Origin of the sequence: Kitasatospora sp. NPDC001547, assembly GCF_042894165.1 — a bacterium.
Taxonomy (GTDB): Bacteria; Actinomycetota; Actinomycetes; order Streptomycetales; family Streptomycetaceae; genus Kitasatospora.
Map to the genome: position 1 here is coordinate 222,342 of NZ_JBIAVL010000005.1, position 17,740 is coordinate 240,081.

Annotated in this window: 17 protein-coding genes, 1 tRNA gene, 1 other RNA gene and 2 pseudogenes; 11 read left to right on the forward strand and 10 right to left on the reverse strand. The window is 73.8% G+C overall.

The features are described 5' to 3' along the window. Window positions 1–119 precede the first annotated feature (119 nt). Window positions 120–569: a DUF5994 family protein gene (locus tag ACFY0X_RS11865; RefSeq protein WP_387752403.1), complete on the reverse strand. Its 450-nt coding sequence runs from the start codon at window positions 567–569 to the stop codon at window positions 120–122. Between the two features lie 254 nt (window positions 570–823). Between ACFY0X_RS11865 and ACFY0X_RS11870 the strand changes: the two genes are divergently transcribed. Beyond that, window positions 824–1,249 carry a CBS domain-containing protein gene (locus ACFY0X_RS11870; protein WP_387752406.1) on the forward strand — a complete coding sequence of 142 codons (426 nt, stop codon included), beginning with the start codon at window positions 824–826 and terminating at the stop codon, window positions 1,247–1,249. Between the two features lie 100 nt (window positions 1,250–1,349). Here ACFY0X_RS11870 and ACFY0X_RS11875 read toward each other — a convergent pair. The 6 genes and pseudogenes from ACFY0X_RS11875 to ACFY0X_RS11900 all read right to left on the reverse strand — a co-directional run bounded on the left by ACFY0X_RS11875 (window position 1,350) and on the right by ACFY0X_RS11900 (window position 3,336). Then, window positions 1,350–1,633: pseudogene (locus ACFY0X_RS11875) on the reverse strand (DUF6296 family protein). Continuing rightward, window positions 1,593–1,715 (reverse strand): hypothetical protein, encoded by a 123-nt coding sequence (locus tag ACFY0X_RS11880; RefSeq protein WP_387753227.1) that lies wholly within the window; start codon window positions 1,713–1,715, stop codon window positions 1,593–1,595. The pseudogene ACFY0X_RS11875 and the gene ACFY0X_RS11880 overlap by 41 nt, the downstream one beginning before the upstream one ends. A 19-nt stretch (window positions 1,716–1,734) precedes the next feature. Further along, window positions 1,735–1,905 (reverse strand): annotated as a pseudogene (locus ACFY0X_RS11885) (STAS domain-containing protein); the annotation flags it as partial. Between the two features lie 194 nt (window positions 1,906–2,099). Further along, complete coding sequence (locus ACFY0X_RS11890) at window positions 2,100–2,456, reverse strand: MarR family transcriptional regulator (RefSeq protein ID WP_387752409.1); 357 nt, start codon at window positions 2,454–2,456, stop codon at window positions 2,100–2,102. A 120-nt stretch (window positions 2,457–2,576) separates the two neighbouring features. Then, window positions 2,577–3,020, reverse strand: coding sequence for an ATP-binding protein (locus tag ACFY0X_RS11895; RefSeq protein WP_387752412.1), 444 nt, complete (start codon window positions 3,018–3,020; stop codon window positions 2,577–2,579). 231 nt (window positions 3,021–3,251) lie between these two features. Further along, a tRNA-Ser gene (locus ACFY0X_RS11900) sits at window positions 3,252–3,336 on the reverse strand. Window positions 3,337–3,443: 107 nt separating this feature from the next. Here ACFY0X_RS11900 and ffs point away from each other — a divergent pair. From ffs to ACFY0X_RS11950, 10 genes are all read left to right on the forward strand, one after another. Further along, an RNA gene (gene ffs, locus ACFY0X_RS11905) (signal recognition particle sRNA small type) lies at window positions 3,444–3,540 on the forward strand. A 65-nt stretch (window positions 3,541–3,605) separates the two neighbouring features. Beyond that, window positions 3,606–5,807: a DNA polymerase III subunit gamma and tau gene (locus ACFY0X_RS11910; protein ID WP_387752414.1), complete on the forward strand. Its 2,202-nt coding sequence runs from the start codon at window positions 3,606–3,608 to the stop codon at window positions 5,805–5,807. A gap of 144 nt (window positions 5,808–5,951) precedes the next feature. Continuing rightward, the gene (locus tag ACFY0X_RS11915; RefSeq protein ID WP_387753174.1) at window positions 5,952–6,290 is read left to right on the forward strand and encodes a YbaB/EbfC family nucleoid-associated protein; all 339 of its coding nucleotides are present in this window, start codon (window positions 5,952–5,954) and stop codon (window positions 6,288–6,290) included. 216 nt (window positions 6,291–6,506) lie between these two features. Beyond that, the gene (gene recR / locus ACFY0X_RS11920; RefSeq protein ID WP_355259448.1) at window positions 6,507–7,106 is read left to right on the forward strand and encodes a recombination mediator RecR; all 600 of its coding nucleotides are present in this window, start codon (window positions 6,507–6,509) and stop codon (window positions 7,104–7,106) included. Continuing rightward, on the forward strand, window positions 7,099–7,812 hold the full coding sequence (locus ACFY0X_RS11925; RefSeq protein ID WP_387752418.1) for a DUF5063 domain-containing protein: 714 nt from the start codon (window positions 7,099–7,101) through the stop codon (window positions 7,810–7,812). The genes recR and ACFY0X_RS11925 overlap by 8 nt, the downstream gene beginning before the upstream one ends. Window positions 7,813–8,168: 356 nt before the next feature. Beyond that, window positions 8,169–9,449, forward strand: a complete 1,281-nt coding sequence (locus ACFY0X_RS11930) for an aspartate kinase (protein WP_387752421.1) — start codon at window positions 8,169–8,171, stop codon at window positions 9,447–9,449. A gap of 60 nt (window positions 9,450–9,509) precedes the next feature. Continuing rightward, window positions 9,510–10,586 carry an aspartate-semialdehyde dehydrogenase gene (locus ACFY0X_RS11935; protein WP_387752424.1) on the forward strand — a complete coding sequence of 359 codons (1,077 nt, stop codon included), beginning with the start codon at window positions 9,510–9,512 and terminating at the stop codon, window positions 10,584–10,586. A 291-nt stretch (window positions 10,587–10,877) separates the two neighbouring features. Further along, window positions 10,878–11,423, forward strand: a complete 546-nt coding sequence (locus ACFY0X_RS11940) for a SigE family RNA polymerase sigma factor (protein WP_387752427.1) — start codon at window positions 10,878–10,880, stop codon at window positions 11,421–11,423. Next, window positions 11,416–12,633: a hypothetical protein gene (locus tag ACFY0X_RS11945; protein WP_387752430.1), complete on the forward strand. Its 1,218-nt coding sequence runs from the start codon at window positions 11,416–11,418 to the stop codon at window positions 12,631–12,633. The genes ACFY0X_RS11940 and ACFY0X_RS11945 overlap by 8 nt, the downstream gene beginning before the upstream one ends. A gap of 144 nt (window positions 12,634–12,777) precedes the next feature. Continuing rightward, window positions 12,778–13,557, forward strand: coding sequence for an SURF1 family protein (locus ACFY0X_RS11950; protein WP_387752432.1), 780 nt, complete (start codon window positions 12,778–12,780; stop codon window positions 13,555–13,557). Window positions 13,558–13,579: 22 nt separating this feature from the next. Here the strand turns inward: ACFY0X_RS11950 and ACFY0X_RS11955 are convergent, their stop codons facing one another. The 3 genes from ACFY0X_RS11955 to ACFY0X_RS11965 form a co-directional block, all read right to left on the reverse strand. Continuing rightward, complete coding sequence (locus ACFY0X_RS11955) at window positions 13,580–14,179, reverse strand: hypothetical protein (RefSeq protein WP_387752435.1); 600 nt, start codon at window positions 14,177–14,179, stop codon at window positions 13,580–13,582. Beyond that, a complete protein-coding gene (locus ACFY0X_RS11960) occupies window positions 14,176–16,062 on the reverse strand; it encodes a S9 family peptidase (RefSeq protein ID WP_387752438.1) in 1,887 nt (628 codons plus the stop codon). Before ACFY0X_RS11960 ends, ACFY0X_RS11955 begins: the two co-directional genes overlap by 4 nt. A 199-nt stretch (window positions 16,063–16,261) precedes the next feature. Next, on the reverse strand, window positions 16,262–17,707 hold the full coding sequence (locus ACFY0X_RS11965) for an MFS transporter (protein ID WP_387752441.1): 1,446 nt from the start codon (window positions 17,705–17,707) through the stop codon (window positions 16,262–16,264). Window positions 17,708–17,740: the final 33 nt, after the last annotated feature.

Consider the following 17,740-nt stretch of genomic DNA (forward strand, 5'->3'; position numbering starts at 1 on the left):
CCTTCGGTGATGTCCAGGCTACTCCGGTCCGGTCCGGTCCGGTCCGGTCCGGTCTGGACGCGGCGTCGGCTGCCGCCTTCTCGAAGCGGCAGCCGAGACCGGGACCGTGCCCGGGCCGCTCAGCCGAGCAGGAGTTCTGCCGCCGGGGTGTGGTTGCCGGTCGCCGAGGCGCCGGCCATCGCCGAGGCGGCCGTTGCCGACTTGGTGCCGGGCGGTACCACCAGCAGCAGGAAGTGGTCCTGGAACCCCCGGGTGACGCTGATTGTCGCGTCGCTGCCGGTGCACCAGTTGATTCTGACCGTCAGGCCGTTCGCCGCCACGGACCGGGGCACGCCGTCCCAGGCCGAGGTGTCGAGGCCGACCCGGACGATGCGCCCGACGTGGGCACCGAGCGCGGTGATCAGGTCCGGCAGTTCGGCGAGGACGTGGTTCGAGCGGGGCCACCAGGCGCCGTCGAAGACGCCCTCCCGTGACATCGTCGGTTCCAGCACCAGGCGAGGCAGCAGCGGGGCGCCGGGTGCCGTCCACGGCCCAGGAGAGGAAGAGGTGGGGAAAGGAATCGGCATCATGCGAAGCCGCCCGTCCGGTCCGCGAGGGACCCGTCATGACCCAGGGCGACGTCGACGCTGATGCCGGTGTGCGATATGTCCTCGGTTGTCTCCCAAGCTACTCCGCAGCGGGCTGCTCCGGGCCGCTCGCCACCGGAGTAGGGTCGTAGGCATCCAGGGCATCACGCATTCCGGTAACCGTTCCGGCCTCGTTCTGGGTGAAGGAAAGCTCGGCAGCCCCCAGGGGGCGGCCGGAGACGGGAACGGTGAGCACCGTGACCACCCACTCCCCGCAGTCGGTGCGGCCCGGCCACGGCCTCACGGTCGCCGACGCCATGGACCCCTGCGACTACCAGATAGCCGACGACAGCACCGTCGACCAGGCCGACGACGTCCTCCGCGGCGCCCACCTCGATTACCTGCTGGTCCGCGACCACGACGGCCGGTGCGAGGGGCTGGTCACCCGCACCGGACTCCATCCGTTCCTGAACCGCTCCTGGTACACCGGACGGACCGCGATCAGCGCCACCACCCACCAGCGCGGCCCGTTCGCCTGGCCGACCATGGGCCTGGCCCTGGCCGCGATCGCCATGCGGGTCAAGCGCCTGGCGGTCTGGCCCGTCGTCGACGAGGACGGCTACATCCTCGGTGTCCTCATGGCCGACCGTGTCACCAGCCTCCTTGCGGGCAAGGCTGCCTGAGGCGGAGTGCCCGCGGTCGAGAGTCCTGGGCTGTTTGCGCCCGCCGGGAATCGAGCACGGTGGCAGGTCGGGCCACGCCCGGAACGAAACTGCGGCGAGGTCAGGGCAGCGGGGTGGCGTGCAGGCAGGTGTGCCGTCCCTGTCCGGTCGGCTCGGCGAGCGGTCGGGCCGTCTCCTCGATGATCCCTACGCGGAAGGTCCCGGCCTTGTCCGCGTAACCAGGGCCCCGTCCGCGGTCACCTCGTCCGTGGCATGAACGACGACGACCTCGATCGGACTGTGCCTGCCGGGTACACCCGGAGGGGTCACCGCGTAGCGAGACGGAGTGTCCGTCCGGAGCTCCTCACCCGATCTCCCTGGCACCTGCCAGGGCGACGCGCACATCGCTCCGAACGGTGAAGAGTTCGTCGGTGCCGGTGATCTCCAGCAATCGCATGGTCTGGGGCGGCGGGGCTGCCAGCACCATCTCCGCCCCTTGCGGCCCTCGCGTCCATACGGGCGGCGAGCAGGGCGTTGAGGCACACGGAGTAGCAGAAGGTCTGGCCGGCCAGGTCGATGACCAGCCGGGGTGGGCGGTCCTGGAGAGCGCGGGAGAGGGCGTCGTCCAGCTTGCGGCGGTCTTCCTGGTCCGCTTCGCCGTCGAGGCGGACGATCACGGCCGTCCCAGGGAGCTTCGCAGTGGTGATCCGCAGGTGCGGGGTGGGAACGCGCGGGGGGGGCGGGGCAGTCGTGCCGGGTGGATCCGCTGGGGTCGGGCACTGGACTCACCGCCTCAACGGGAGGGGTGGTGGCAGAGCGGCCGGGACGCGCACAAGGTGCGGCGGGGTACGGGGGACGGGTTGGCGCGGGGTCACGGATGCTCATCATGATGATCACCGGTGGTGGTCGCAGGCTGGTGGCCGGCGTCGGGGGCGGGATCGGCGAACAGGGCCAGCAGCCCGGCGATCTCGCGGTGGCCCTCGGCGGGATGACGGAAGTACGTGCCGCGGACCACCTGGTAGCGGTTGCGGCGTCCGTGCCGGGAGTGGGTCAGGTAGCCGGCCTTCTCCAGGTCCGTGACGATCGCCCGCGCGGCCCGTTCGGTCATGCCGCACATCGCGGCCAGGTCCCGCAAGCGGACGTCCGCATCCCGCGAGATCATCAACAGCACACGCGCGTGCTGGGTCAGGAACGTCCAGCTCGTTCGCGGCTCTCGCTCATCCGACACACCTCAAGTATGAACCCGGATTCCGCTTTTGCCATGCCTGACTTGATGATCCGCTGATGGGCCACACCGTGGAACGCGGGGTCGAGTTTTCGCCCGCGGATCCGTGTCACGGCGCAGGTTTCAAGGCGATGGCGGTGGTTGTTCGGAGGGGACGAGGAGTTCGACCCATACGGCCTTGCCGCCGTCGTTCGGGAGGGCGCCCCAGCAGAGGGCGAGGCGGTCGACGATGAACAGGCCATGGCCGCCGACCCGGGACGGTTGGTGCGTGCCGGGGTCGGGCAGCGTGCTGCCGGATTGGGGGTCGGTCACGGTGATGCGCAGGCACGGGCCGTTCTGGTCCAGATCCAGTGCGAGTGGGCCCGCCGTGTACCTGGCGGCGTTGGTGAGCAGTTCCGAGACGATGAGCTGGACGTCGTCGCCGAGAACGGATGGGGCGAGATGCCAACCGGACAGGGTTCGGCGGGTGAACGCCCTACCTTCGCTGACGGGGGACGCCCCACTTCCGGCAGTGAAATCCAGGTGGCAGTGATGGAGGACTGCTGCTGGGCCGAGGTGACTCTCCACGGCGGTTCGCCTGCTTCCCGTTGCAGCTCCTCGAACCACGCGGCTACCCGTTCAGGCGGGGATCATGTGCGTGGCAGCGGTCGGGCCTCCGGGACTGCGGTGCCGCCGGGGTGGTCCGGAGCAGTTGCTCACCCGGCGCCGACGAACTGAGACCAAAACTGAGACCACGACACGAAGAAGGCCCCGACCGGAAACCCGGTCAGGGCCTTCAACTGCCTTGCTAGGCAAAGGCGGAGGATACGAGATTCGAACTCGTGAGGGGTTGCCCCCAACACGCTTTCCAAGCGTGCGCCCTAGGCCTCTAGGCGAATCCTCCGTGGGAGAGCTTAGTACATGTTTCGGGGTGCTCGCGACCACCGATCCCGCAGGCGGGAGGGCGGGGGTGCCTGTGGATCCTCGGGGCGGGGATCCGGTAGTGTGGGTGTCAGCCCCTCGTGTGGCGTTATCTCTCTGAACCCCCCCAGGGCCGGAAGGCAGCAAGGGTAGGAGGGCTCTGACGGGTACACGAGGGGTCTTCGCGTTCCCGGGGCCCGGTGGGAGCGAGAGGCGACGCGTTTGTCGGTCCGTCCCGATATCGTCGGGGGTGTGTCCCTAGCCCTGTACCGCCGCTACCGCCCCGAGACCTTCGCGGAGGTCATCGGGCAGGAGCACGTGACCGCTCCGCTCCAGCAGGCCCTGCGCAACAACAGGGTCAACCACGCGTACCTGTTCAGCGGGCCGCGCGGCTGTGGCAAGACGACGAGCGCGCGCATCCTGGCCCGTTGCCTCAACTGTGAGCAGGGGCCGACGCCGACGCCCTGCGGGGAGTGCCAGTCCTGCCGTGACCTCGCGACCGGCGGCCCCGGGTCGATCGACGTGATCGAGATCGACGCCGCCTCGCACGGTGGTGTGGACGACGCGCGCGAGCTGCGCGAGCGGGCGTTCTTCGCGCCGGTGCACAGCCGGTACAAGATCTTCATCCTGGACGAGGCGCACATGGTGACCTCGGCCGGCTTCAACGCGCTGCTCAAGGTGGTGGAGGAGCCGCCGGAGCACCTCAAGTTCATCTTCGCGACCACCGAACCGGAGAAGGTGATCGGGACGATCCGGTCCCGGACGCACCACTACCCGTTCCGGCTGGTCCCGCCCGGCACGCTGCGCGACTACCTGGCGGAGGTGTGCGGCCGGGAGGGGATCCAGGTCGAGGACGCCGTGTTCCCGCTGGTGGTGCGGGCGGGCGCCGGGTCGGTGCGTGACTCGATGTCGGTCATGGACCAGCTGCTGGCCGGGGCCGGCGAGGGCGGCGTCACGTACCAGATGGCCACGGCGCTGCTCGGGTACACCGACTCCGCGCTGCTGGACGAGGTGGTGGACGCCTTCGCCGCGCACGACGGGGCGACGGTGTTCCAGGCCGTCGACCGGGTGGTCGAGGGCGGGCACGACCCGCGCCGCTTCGTCACCGACCTGCTGGAGCGGCTGCGCGACCTGGTGATCCTGGCCACCGTGCCGGACGCGGGGGAGAAGGGGCTGATCGACGCCCCGGCCGACCGGGTCGCGGTGATGCAGGCGCAGGCGGACGCGTTCGGCGCGGCCGAGCTGAGCCGGGCCGCCGACATCGTCAACACCGGGCTGACCGAGATGCGCGGCAACGCGGCGCCCCGGCTGCAGCTGGAGCTGATCTGCGCCCGGGTGATGCTGCCGGGCGCGTACAGCGACGAGCTGTCGTTGCAGGCGCGGCTGGACAAGCTGGAGCGGCGGGCGTCCGCGGGCGGGTTCGCCGCGCCGATGGCCGTCCCCGGGGGGATGCCGATGGCGGCCCCGGCGGCGGCTCCGACGGCGGTCGTACCGGCGGCGGTCGCCCCGGCCGGGGTGGCTCCGGCGGCCGAAGCGCCGGTGGCGCCCGCTCCCGTAGCGGCCGCGCAGGCCGTGCAGGCCGCCGCCCAGCCCGTGCAGGCCCCGCCGCCCGCTGCCGCGCCCGCCGGGCCGGCGCCGGGTGCCTGGCCGATCCCGCGCAGCTTCCCGCCCGCCGGTGGTGTCCCCGCAGGCGGTGCCCCCGCCGCGCCCCCCGCGGCGCAGCCGCAGGCGGCCCCCGTTCCGGCACCGACCCCCGCGCCCGCCCCCGCGCCCGCTCCCGCCCCGGCGGCTCCCGGCGGGCAGCCGTCGGCGTCCGCGCAGCAGGGTGCCGCGCAGGTGCGGCAGCTGTGGCCGCAGATCCTGGAGGCGGTGAAGAACCGCCGCCGCTTCACCTGGATCCTGCTCAGCCAGAACGGCCAGGTGGCCGGGTTCGACGGCAGCGTGCTCCAGGTGTCCTTCATCAACGCCGGCGCCCGGGACAGCTTCGTCGGCAGCAACAGCGACGACGTGCTGCGCGCCGCGCTGGCCGACGCGCTGGGCGTGGACTGGCGGATCGAGTGCATCGTCGACCCGTCCGGCGGCACCGCCGGCCCGTCCGGCGGCGCTCCGGGTGGCGGCGCTCCGGGCGCCCAGGGCGGCGGGGGCTGGGGAGCCCCGGCGCGTCCGGCGGCCGCCGCGCCGCCGATGCCCGCCCCCGCCCCGGCCCCCGTACAGGCTCCGCCGGTCCAGGCGGCGCCCGCCCCCGTCCAGGCCCCGCCGGTGCGGTCCGCGCCGGTGCAGGCCCCGCCGCCGGTGGCGGCGCCGGCCCGTCCGGTGCGGTCGGTGGCGCCGGAGGACGACATCCCGGAGGAGGACGACCCGGACCTCAAGGAGGACGTGTTCTCCGGCCAGGAGCTGATCATCCGCGAGCTGGGGGCGACGGTGCTGGAGGAGATCCACCACCAGGGTTCCTGACCCGCGCCCCGTCCCCCGGAACGACGGGCCCCTGAGGCGACCCTGAACCGGCCCCGGTCCGGGGCCCGGAGCGGCGGGCAGCACGTAGGCTCGGCGGTGACGAACGAAGCACCGCACGACAGCCGTGACAGCAAGGAGACAGCCGTGTTCCCCGGTGGTGGCCAGCCCAACATGCAGCAGCTGATGAAGCAGGCGCAGAAGATGCAGCAGGAGTTCGCGAAGGCCCAGCAGGAGCTGGCCGACACGAAGGTGAACGGGACGGCGGGCGGCGGCCTGGTCGAGGCGACGGTGACCGGTGCCGGTGAGCTGGTGGCGCTGACCATCGCCCCGGCGGCCGTGGATCCGGAGGACACCGAGACCCTGGCCGACCTGATCCTGGCGGCCGTCCGGGACGCCAACCAGACCGCGCAGAAGATGCAGGCCGAGCGGATGGGCCCGCTGACCCAGGGCCTGGGCGGCGGCATCCCCGGTCTGCCGTTCTGACGTCGGGCTTCCCGGCATAAAGGTCTGAAGTTCAGACGACAGACCCATGTGATTTATGTGGGAGTCGGGCGTCGGGCGCTGTGTCCGACGCCCGATTCGTTGGATGATGGCACCGGAACACCACCGGCCGTCCGGTGCCACCGGCCGCTCAGCACGACCGGCCACCGGCCCGACCGGCCACCCGGCACCACCGACCATCCGAAGGAAGGCGCGACGTTGTACGAGGGCGTGGTTCAGGACCTGATCGACGAACTGGGCAGGCTGCCCGGCGTCGGGCCCAAGAGCGCCCAGCGGATCGCCTTCCACGTGTTGCAGGCCGACCCGACCGACGTGCGCCGGCTGGCGCACGCCCTGCTGGAGGTCAAGGACAAGGTCCGCTTCTGCGTGGTCTGCGGCAACGTCGCGGAGGCCGAGCAGTGCCGGGTCTGCCTGGACCCGCGCCGCGACCTCGCCGTCATCTGCGTGGTCGAGGAGTCCAAGGACGTCGTCGCCATCGAGCGAACCCGTGAGTTCCGCGGCCGCTACCACGTGCTGGGCGGCGCGATCAGCCCCATCGAGGGCGTCGGCCCGGACGACCTGCGGATCCGCGAGCTGCTGGCGCGCCTCGCGGACGGCACGGTCACCGAGCTGATCCTGGCCACCGACCCCAACCTGGAGGGGGAGGCGACCGCCACCTACCTGGCCCGGCTCTGCAAGCCGATGGGCCTGAAGGTGACCCGTCTGGCGAGCGGCCTGCCCGTCGGCGGGGATCTGGAGTACGCGGACGAGGTCACCCTCGGCCGCGCCTTCGAAGGGAGACGACTGCTCGATGTCTGACCGGACGATCAACCAGCAGCCCCACACCCCCCACCAGCAGTCCCACGGGGCCCCGGGGGCACACGCCCCGCACATCCACGGCCACGGTTCGGAGCCGGACGACTTCGCCGTGCAGATCGCCGACTCGGTGGAGAGCTTCGTGCTCGCCGTCACCGAGGTCGCCAAGGGCGACGAGCCCGGCAGCGCGGTCTCGCTGCTGCTCCTGGAGGTCTCGCAGCTGCTGCTGGCCGGCGGCCGGCTGGGCGCGATCGAGGACGTCGTCCCGGAGGACCGGTTCGAGCCGGACGCCGGTCCCGAGCCGGACGGCGAGCAGCTGCGCGAGCGCCTCGCCGAGCTGCTCGCGCCGATCGACGTCTATCACGAGGTCTTCGACCCGTACGGTCCGCCGGAGAAGCCCAACGCCTTCCGGATCTCGGACGATCTGGCCGGCGTGGTCGGCGAGCTCCAGCACGGCCTGACCCACTACCGCGAGGGCCGGGTCAGCGAGGCGCTGTGGTGGTGGCAGTTCTCGTACCTCTCCAACTGGGGCACGACCTGTACGGCGGTGCTGCGGGCCCTGCAGTCGCTGATCGCCCACGTCCGGCTGGACAGCCCGATCGGCGCGGTGCCGGACGGCGCGGACACCGACGACGACGGGCTCACCGACGAGCAGCTGGAGCAGCAGGCGGGCGACCTGATGGCGGCCGAGCTGGGCCTCGGGCGGTAGTCCCGTCGGGCGCGCGGCCCGTCCGGGCACGGGCTGATCAGGAAGCCGGAGGCGGTATTCCGCGACGGCGTCCACGGATTGTGACGAATGCCTCAGCGGCCCGGCCGGAAAAGAAATCCGATCGGATCGCCGCCCCCCGGTCCGCCGATTCTTCGGAGCCGTACCGGATCCCCCGCAGACCTGACGGCGGAGCCGCCCGCCCCGCCGTTCACGTGCTGAAACCACCATCTCACCATATGGAAAGCGCCGGTCGGAGCACCCCTGCTCGGTAGACTGACGAGGACCGCACCCCCCTCTCCCCAGGGGGGTACGGGGGCCCGCGGCCCCCGGAAGAGACTTCGAGTCGAGGAGCGCACGTGGGCCTTGTCGTGCAGAAGTACGGCGGCTCATCCGTTGCGGATGCCGAAGGCATCAAGCGCGTGGCCCGCCGAATCGTTGACGCCAAGAAGGCCGGCCATGAGGTCGTCGTCGTGGTGTCCGCGATGGGCGACACGACGGACGAGCTCATCGAACTCGCGGAGCAGGTGTCACCGCTGCCTGCCGGCCGTGAGTTCGACATGCTGCTGACCGCTGGAGAGCGCATCTCCATGGCGCTGCTGGCCATGGCGATCAAATCGCTGGGGCACGAGGCGCAGTCCTTCACGGGCAGCCAGGCCGGCGTCATCACCGACTCCGTCCACAACAAGGCGCGCATCATCGACGTGACGCCCGGTCGCATCCGCACCGCCCTGGACGAGGGCAACATCGCGATCGTGGCCGGCTTCCAGGGCGTCTCCCAGACCAGCAAGGACATCACCACGCTGGGCCGGGGCGGCTCGGACACCACCGCGGTGGCGCTCGCCGCCGCGCTCAAGGCCGAGGTCTGCGAGATCTACACCGACGTGGACGGCGTGTTCACCGCCGACCCGCGCGTGGTGAAGAAGGCCCGCAAGATCGACTGGATCGCCTACGAGGACATGCTGGAGCTGGCCTCGTCGGGGTCCAAGGTGCTGCTCGACCGGTGCGTCGAGTACGCCCGTCGCTACAACATCCCGATTCACGTACGCTCGTCCTTCTCGGGTCTTCCCGGGACGATCGTCAGCAACGACAACCCGAACCAGCCCGAAGGGGGCGAGATGGAGCAGGCCATCATCTCCGGAGTCGCCCACGACACCTCCGAGGCCAAGGTCACCGTCGTCGGCGTGCCCGACAAGCCGGGCGAGGCGGCGCGCATCTTCCGCGCCATCGCCGACGCCGAGGTCAACATCGACATGGTGGTGCAGAACGTCTCCGCCGCGTCGACCGGCCTGACCGACATCTCCTTCACCCTGCCCAAGACCGAGGGCCAGAAGGCCATCGACGCGCTGGGGCGGGTCAGGGAGGGCATCGGCTTCGAGTCGCTGCGCTACGACGACGCGATCGGCAAGATCTCGCTGGTCGGCGCCGGGATGCGCTCCAACCCGGGCGTCACGGCGACCTTCTTCGAGGCGCTGTCCGCCGCGGGCGTCAACATCGAGCTGATCTCCACCTCGGAGATCCGGATCTCGGTGGTCACCCGTGCCGAGGACGTGCCGGAGGCCGTCCGCGCCGTGCACAGCGCCTTCGGCCTGGACAGCGAGAGCGACGAGGCCGTCGTCTACGGCGGCACCGGGCGATGACCCGCGGGCGGAACGGCGGCACCGGGCGATGACCCGGGCACCGGGCCGGGACGCCGGGCGATGACCCGGCGTCCGAACCTCGCCGTCGTCGGCGCCACCGGCGCGGTCGGCGAGGTGCTGCTCGGACTGCTCTCGCTCCGCCAGGACGTCTGGGGCGGGATCCGCCTCGTCGCCTCCCCGCGCTCGGCCGGCCGCGAGGCGGTGGTGCGCGGGGAGACCGTCGAGGTCGTCCCGCTGGCCGAGGAGGCCTTCGCGGGGATCGACGTCGCGGTGTTCGCCGTGCCCGACCCGGTCTCCGCCCGGTGGGCGCCGGTCGCGGCGGCCAAGGGCGTCGTGGTGATCGACGACTCGGCCGCCTTCCGCACCGCCGGGGACGTGCCGCTGGTCGTCCCGGAGGTCAACGCGGCCGCGCTGCGGATCCGCCCGCGCGGCATCGTCGCCAGCCCGGCCGGCACCACCCTCGCGATGATCGCCGCGGTGGGCGCGCTGCACGCCGAGTACGGGCTGGCGCAGCTCGTGGTCGCCTCCTACCAGGCCGCCGACGGCGAGGGTCGGGCCGGCGAGGCGGCGCTGCGCGCCCAGTCCGCGCTGGTGGCGGGCACCGGGGCCGGCCGGCAGACCGGCGACCTGCGCGCCCTGATCGCCGATCAGGGGCCGTTCGCCGCCCCGCTGGCGCTCAACGCGGTGCCCTGGACCGGCGGGCTGCGCGAGGGCGGCTGGTCCGCCGAGGAGATGGGCATCCGCGACGAGTCCCGCAAGGTCCTCGGCCTGCCCGCCCTGAAGGTCTCGGCGACCTGCGTCCACATCCCGGTGGTCCGCGCCCACGCGCTGGCCGTCCACGCGCGGTTCGAACGCGAGGTCACCCAGGAGCACGCGCAGGACATCCTGCGGGACGCGCCGGGCGTGGTCCTCTACGACGACCCGGCGGCGGGCGAGTTCCCGACGCCGAACGACGTGGTCGGGACGGACCCGGTCTGGGTCGGGCGGGTCCGGCGGGCGCTGGACGAGCCGGAGGCGCTGGACCTCTTCCTGTGCGGGGACAACCTGCGCAAGGGGGCGGCGCTCAACCTGGTGCAGCTGGCCGAACTGGTGGCGGCGGAGCTGGCGGCGGGCCGGCCGGCGGAGCCGGAGGAGTAGCGTTCCGGGGCCCGCGCGCGTCCCGATGTGCCCGGTTGTGTCCACAAGTGTGTCCATACCTGTGTCCGCTCCTCGACACAATCTGTCCGGAATCCCGTGGGAATCCCCTGGAGGCCCCTTTCGCCCATGCGGAAGAATGGGCCCCGGGCCGGGCAACCATGACAGGGGATCGAGTGTCCAACGTGCGTGGCGAACGTGATGGTGGGGGCAAGGGCGGGCATCCCGGCGAGATCCGCGGTGTCCTTCCCGTCGCGCGCCCCGTGGCCTGCGAGTAGGCCGGAAGAAGACCAGATGACGGCGGCCGCACGCGGTGCGGCGGACTCCGGTGCCGGTACCGACGCGGGTACCAGCGAGGACCTGCTCACCGAGACCTACCAGGCGCACTACCGCTCGCTGCTGCGGCTCGCGGCGCTGCTCCTCGACGACCTCTCGACCTGCGAGGACGTCGTCCAGGAGGCGTTCATCCGGGTGCACGCCGCCCGGCGCCGGGTGCGCGAGCCCGAGAAGACCCTGGCGTACCTGCGGCAGACGGTCGTCAACCTGTCCCGCTCCACGCTGCGCCGGCGCATCCTCGGGCTGCGACTGCTGCCGAAGCCCATGCCTGACATGGCCAGTGCAGAAGAAGGTGCCTACGATGCCCTGGAGCGCGACCAGTTGAAGGCCGCGCTGCGTGGTCTGCAACGCCGTCAGCGGGAGGTTCTGGTGCTGCGTTACTTCGTGGACATGACGGAGGCGCAGGTCGCCGAGACCCTGGGCATCTCGCTCGGCTCGGTGAAGGCCTACGGCTCGCGCGGACTCGCCGCCCTCCGGATCCAGATGGAGGCCGGACATGGCTGAGGCGGGCGGCGGCCGACGGCGACCGGAGGACGGGGTTCCGAGTGCGGGGGTGCCCGGTGCGGACGGTCCCGCCGGCGAGGTCCCGGAGCTCCTGGACCTGTCCACCGAGGAACGGGCGCTGCGCGAGCTGCTGCACGGCGCCGTCTCCGGCATCCAGCCCGCGGCCGGCGGGCTGCCGCGGATCCGGCGGGCGGTACCCCGCCGCCGGGCCGCCCGGCGCGGCGCCTGGACCGGGGCGGCCGCGCTCGCCTTCGTCGTCGCGGTCGGCCTGCCCGTCCTGCACGAGGGGGAGCACCTCGGGCTCTCCGGCGGCCCCGGCTCGGCGGACACCAGGAGCCCGGCCGCCGCCTCCCCCAGCGGCACCGCCGGAACGGTCGGCGGCTCCGGTACGGCCTCGCACGCCGACCCGGGCGGCACCGGCGGCGCCACCCCGCCGCCCGGAACGGCCTCGGCCCCGCACACCCCCGGCGGCGGGCTGGCCCACACCGACGGCGGCGTCGCGCCCACCGGGACCTCCGGCGCCGGCGACGGCGGCATCGTCCTGCTCTGCACCCGCGCGGACCTCGGCGAGGGCGTCGCACAGGTCGGCCCGGCCGACGGGGCCGGGCGGATCTACGGCTCGTTCACCGTCCACAACGTCTCCGACCACAGCTGCCGGCTCGGCGGGCCGGGCTCGGTGGCGGTCACCGCCGTCAGCGGCGGGGACCGCGGCCGCGTCCGCACCGCCGACCACACCCCGGGCGACCCGGCGGCCGGGCTGCCCGCGATGGACGGGGAGCCGCCGGTGCTCGCGCCGCGGGCCGGGTACCGGGTGCCGTTCGCCTGGGTCCCCGACCAGACCTGCACCGGATCCGGCACGCTGACCGCCACGTCGAACGGGGTCAACCAGGCGGCCCTGCGCTCGAACGTCCCCGCCGTCGAGTCCGGCGCCCCGGCCGCCGCCCCCACCGACGCGCCCAGCGCCAACCCGCCGGCCTCCTCGTCCCCGTCGGCCGGCCCCACCACGGCCCCCAGCCCGACCGCGACCCCGACCGGCAACCCGACCACCGCGCCGGCCGCGGTGACGATCGCCCACACCCCCGCCCCCGGCAGCCCGGCGGCCGCCACGGCGACGCTGCCGGTGTCGTGCGGCGGCACGGTCTACCGCGGCGGGGTCGAGGGCCTGGGCGGCCCGGCGCCGCAGCCGTCGGGCTCGCCGACGGCGGGGTGACCGCGGGGTGACCGCGGCCGGCGCGCCCCGCCGCCCGTGGCTCGGGCCGGACGCCGCGGCGGGACCGGTTGGCCGCCGTGCCCGGTACCTCGTGTCCCGGGGCCCGGGGGCCGGGCGGGTGTGAGGAGTGGTTACCGTGGGGGTGTGTACCGGTTCCTCCTGACTCCGCGCTGGCTCGGCGGCACCGTCGTGGCCGTGGCGGCCGTGGCGGTGTGCCTGTGGCTGGGCTCCTGGCAGCTCGGCCGGTTCGAGGACCGGGTGTCCACGCACCAGGACGCCAAACAGGCGGTCACCGCTTCGGGTGACGCCCGGCCGATCGACGAGCTGCTCAACCAGGCGGCCCCGCAGGTGAGCACGGAGACCGTCGGCAAGGCCGTCACGGTGACCGGAAGCTACGACACCGAACACCAACTGCTCGTCCCCAACCGGGTGGTGGACGGCAAGCAGGGCTACTACCTGCTCACCCCGCTGCGCACCGCCGACGGCCACGCCGTCGCCGTGGTGCGCGGCTGGGCGGCCGGGGACCCGGCCGCCGCCGGGCCGCCGCCGGGCGGTCAGGTGACGGTGACCGGGCGCCTGCAGGCCAACGAGTCGGTGGGCAGCAACGGCGCGGTGGCGGGCGGTCTGCCCGCCGGGCAGCTCGGCATGATCAACCGGGCGTCGCTGCTGAACGTGCTGGAGTACGACGGCTGGTACGACGGCTGGGTGGCCGCCGACGACGCGCCCGCCGGCCTGGCCCCCGTACCGACCGTGCAGCCGCAGGGCGGCGACGGGCTCACCCTGCGCGCGTTCCAGAACCTGGGCTACACCCTGGAGTGGTTCGTCTTCGGCGGGTTCGTGGTCTTCATGTGGTACCGCCTGGTGCGCCGCGAGGCGGAGGCGGAGCAGGACCGGGCCCTCGGGCTGGACCCGGTCCTGGACTGACGCTCCCGAGCGGCCCCGGGCCTCAGCGCTTGGCCGACGGGGCCACCGGTACGGGCACCGCCGGCTTCGGCGGTGCGGTCGGCACCGGCGTCGCGGCCGCCGGCGCGGTCGGCAGGGGTGCCGCCGGTGTCCCGCTGGGCGCCGGCGTCGGGACGCCGACGCAGTTGCGGCCGTTCCCGCTGCCGTTGCTGGAGTTGTAGTTGTCGGTGTGGTGGTGCACGGTGCGGCCGCTCTTGGAGCCCTTGGACCCCGAGCCCTTCGAACCGGACGAGCCGCTCTTGCCGCCGCCTCCCTTGGCGAGCTGGACCGGTTCGTCCCCGTCGACCGACGCGTACGCCGCCCGCAGGACGGTCGCGCCCGCGCCCCCGGCGCCCGGTGCGCTCGCCCTGGTCGCGGTGGCGAGTGGTGCCGGGGCCGCGAGCGGCGTGCCGGTGGCGAGCGGTGCCGCGGCGCCGGGGGCCGTGGTGGGCGCGGCCGGCGTCGGCACGACGGCCGAGGAGCTCGGCGCCGGCGGAGCGGCGGGCGGCGGGCAGGAGGCGTTGTTCTGCTGCGATCCCGAGCAGCCGGTGAGCACCAGGGCCCCGGCCACCGTCGCCCCCGCGAGTATCAGCAGACGTCTCACGCGGTACCCCCGGCGCCGCCCGCGCCGGCCGTGCCGCCCGCGCCGGTCTCCGCCGACGCCGTGCCCAGGTGCCGTCGGACGAAGTCGATCTCCAGCCGCAGCTGCCTGATCCGCTCCTCCACCACCAGCGATCCGTGCCCGGCGTCGTAGCGGTACACCTCGTGCGGCTTGCCGAGCTGCTCCAGCCGCTCGACGTAGTTCTCGATCTGCCGGATCGGGCAGCGCGGGTCGTTGACCCCGGCGCTGATGTACACCGGCACCCGCACCTGCTCGACGTAGGTCAGCGGCGAGGAGGCGGTGAAGCGCTCCGGGACCTCCTCCGGGGTGCCGCCGAAGAGCGTGCGGTCCAGCGACTTCAGCGCCTCCATCTCGTCGGCGTACGCGGTGTGGTAGTCCGCGACCGGCACGGCGGCGATGCCCAGCGCCCAGCTGTCGGGCTGGACGCCGAGGCCGAGCAGGGTCAGGTAGCCGCCCCAGCTGCCGCCGGCGAGCACCAGCCGGGCCGGGTCGGCGAGGCCGCTGTCGACCGCCCAGACGCGGACCGCCGCGATGTCCTCCAGCTCGATCAGGCCGACCCGCTCGTGCAGCGCGTCCGTCCAGGCCTGGCCGTAGCCGGTCGAGCCGCGGTAGTTGACCCGGACCACCGCGAAGCCGTGGTCCAGCCAGGCGGCCGGCCCGGCCGCGAAGGAGTCGCTGTCGTGGTGGGTCGGGCCGCCGTGGATCTCGAACACGGTCGGGTACGGGCCCTGCGCGGGCGCCGCCGGCCGCTGCACCAGGGCGTGCACCCGCCCGCCGGGCCCGTCCACCCAGACGTCCTCGACCGGCACCGAGCCGGGCGGCACCGAACCGGGCGCCCGCAGCACGACCGTCCCGGCGGTGGAGCGGACGGCGGAGGGCTCGGCGGCGGAGGACCACAGGTACTCCACGGTGCCGTCCGGACGGGCGGTGGCGCCGCCGACGGTGCCGCGCGGGGTGTCCAGGCGGGTCAGCCGGCCGTCGGCGAGCCGGTACGAGAACAGCTCGCTGCGCGCCTCGTACTCGTGCTCCACCAGCAGCTCCCGGGCGCCGGGGCGCCACTGGGCGGAGACGTCGCCGGGCAGCTCGCGGCCCTGCTCGTCGCGCAGCGGCAGGGCGGTCTCGGCGCCGGTGGCGACGTCCCAGATCATCGGCTCCCAGCGGCCGGTGCGCTGGTGCGCGACCAGCAGGCGGGTGTCGCCCTCGACCGGGGCGAAGCCCAGGCAGGCGACGCCGCGCGGCTCGTCCCGGCCGGTGACCTCGTCCAGTTCGGCGACGGTCTCGACGCCGCCGTCCCCGTCCAGGCGCACCACCCGGATCGCGGAGTGCATCGCGTCGCCGTGCTCGGTGTGGTCGATGGCGAGCAGCGTGGAGTCGTGGCTGAGGTCGCCGATGCCGCCGTACTCCTCGTGCCGGTAGATCTCGACCGGCTCGGTGGCGCCGGGGCGGCGCAGGTGCAGGGTGGTGCCGTCCTCGTCGGTGGAGCGGCCGACGACCACGGTGCCGTCGCGGCCGAGGGCCAGGCCGGCCGAGTAGGAGGCGGCGAGGCCGGGAACGGCCTCCTCGTCGGGGCCGCCCGCGAACGGCTGGCGGCGCCAGACGCCGAACTCGTCGCCGTCGTGGTCGTCGAACCACCAGATCCAGTCGCCGTCGGGGGACAGCTCGGCGTCGGTGGTGCCGTTCGGACGGTCGGTGACCTGGCGGTGGGCGCCGGTGGCGCGGTCCCAGGCGTAGACCTCGTAGGTGCCGGTCGCGTTGGACACGTACAGCGCCCGGTCGGGGGCGTCCTCGGCCCAGTCCGGCAGTGACACCCGGGCCGCCCTGAACCGCTGCTCCCACGCCGGTACGGCGCTCTTCTCCTCGCTCATCCGACCATCCAACCCGATCGGGGCGAGGGAAGGGAACGGGCGGGCGGGCTTCGGCACACCCGCCCCGGGCGCCGGGGCCCCGCGGGGCCGCGCCGTGACTCCCCGGGGACCCCTCGGGGCCGCTCGGAGACTCCGCCCGGGCCGCTCGGGGACCCCGCCCCGGGCCCGTTCGGGGACTCAGCCCCCGGCCGCTCGGGTATCACCCCCGGCGCGGCGCTCCGGGCGGCAGGAACCGGACCAGGCCCACCAGCAGCAGCTCCAGTACCGCCAGGGCGAGGACGCTGTGGCCGAAGGCGGCGGTCGGATCGCCGGCGCCGTAGTAGACCAGGCCGATCAGCGCGATCCCGAGCGCCCCGCCGACCTGCTGCACGGTGGACACCACCCCGGCCGCGGAGCCGGCCAGCCGCGGCTCGACGCCCGCCAGGACCACCGAGGTCACCGGGGCGATCACCAGGCCCATGCCGAGCCCGTCCACGAACAGCCCGGGCGCCAGCCACCACACGCCGCCGTCCGCGGCCTCGTAGCCGGCGAGGGCCAGCAGGCCGAGCCCCAGGGCCATCAGCAGCCCGCCGAACGCGATGGTGCGGCGGTCGCCGAGGCGGGCGGTGACCCGGTGGGTGGTGTTGGAGGTGATCAGGTAGCCGAGGCCGATCGCGGTGAAGACCAGTCCGGCGCCGAGGGCGTCCAGGCCGCGGCCGAGCTGGAGGTGCAGGGCGAGCACCAGGAAGAACGAGCCCTGGCCGAGCCAGAAGGCGAGTTGGGCGAGCAGGCCGGCGCTGAAGGAGCGGCTGCGGAACAGCCGGGTGTCGACCAGCGGGGTGGCGGTGGCCGACCCGGTGGCCCGGTGCTGGTGCACGGCGAAGACGGCCAGCAGGGCGACGGAGGCGCCCAGGCAGAGCCCGGTCCACAGCGGCCAGTCCAGCTGGGGGCCCTGGATCAGCGGCAGCACCAGACCGGTCAGCGCGGTGGTGACCAGCAGCACGCCGACCGGGTCCAGGCCGGGCCGCTGCGGGGCGCGGGACTCCGGCAGGCTGCGGCGGACCAGTAGGAGGGCGGCCAGGCCGATCGGCAGGTTGATCAGGAAGCAGCTGCGCCAGCCGAGCCCGAAGAGGTCCGCGCGGATCAGCAGGCCGCCGATCAACTGGCCGAACACCGCGCCGACGCCCATGGTCAGCCCGTACCGGGCGAAGGCCCGGGCCTGGGCGGCGCCGCTGAACGCGGTCCGCAGGATCGCCAGCACTTGCGGGCCCATCAGCGCCGCCGACAGGCCCTGCAGCACCCGGGCGCCGACCAGCGTGGCCGCGGTCGGGGCGAGGCCGCAGGCGGCGGAGGCGAGGGTGAAGAGGGCCAGGCCGAGGCCGAACACCCGGCGGCGGCCGTAGCGGTCGCCGAGACGGCCGGCGGTGACCAGACCGGCCGCGAGAGCCAGGCTGAAGCCGGCCATCACCCACTGGACGGCGGCCGGGCCGGCGCCGAGGTCGCTCTGGAGGGAGGGGAGGGCGACGTTGACGACGAAGATGTCGAGGGCGGTCATGAAGGTGGCGGTCAGGACGACCGGCAGCAGGCCCTTGGGGACCGGTGCCGGTGCGGCCGGGACGGGTGGGGTGGCCGGGGTGGGCCGCCGGGCGTTCAGGGCGGTGCTCATCTCGGGCTCTCCTCAGGGGCGCGGGTGGGGCCG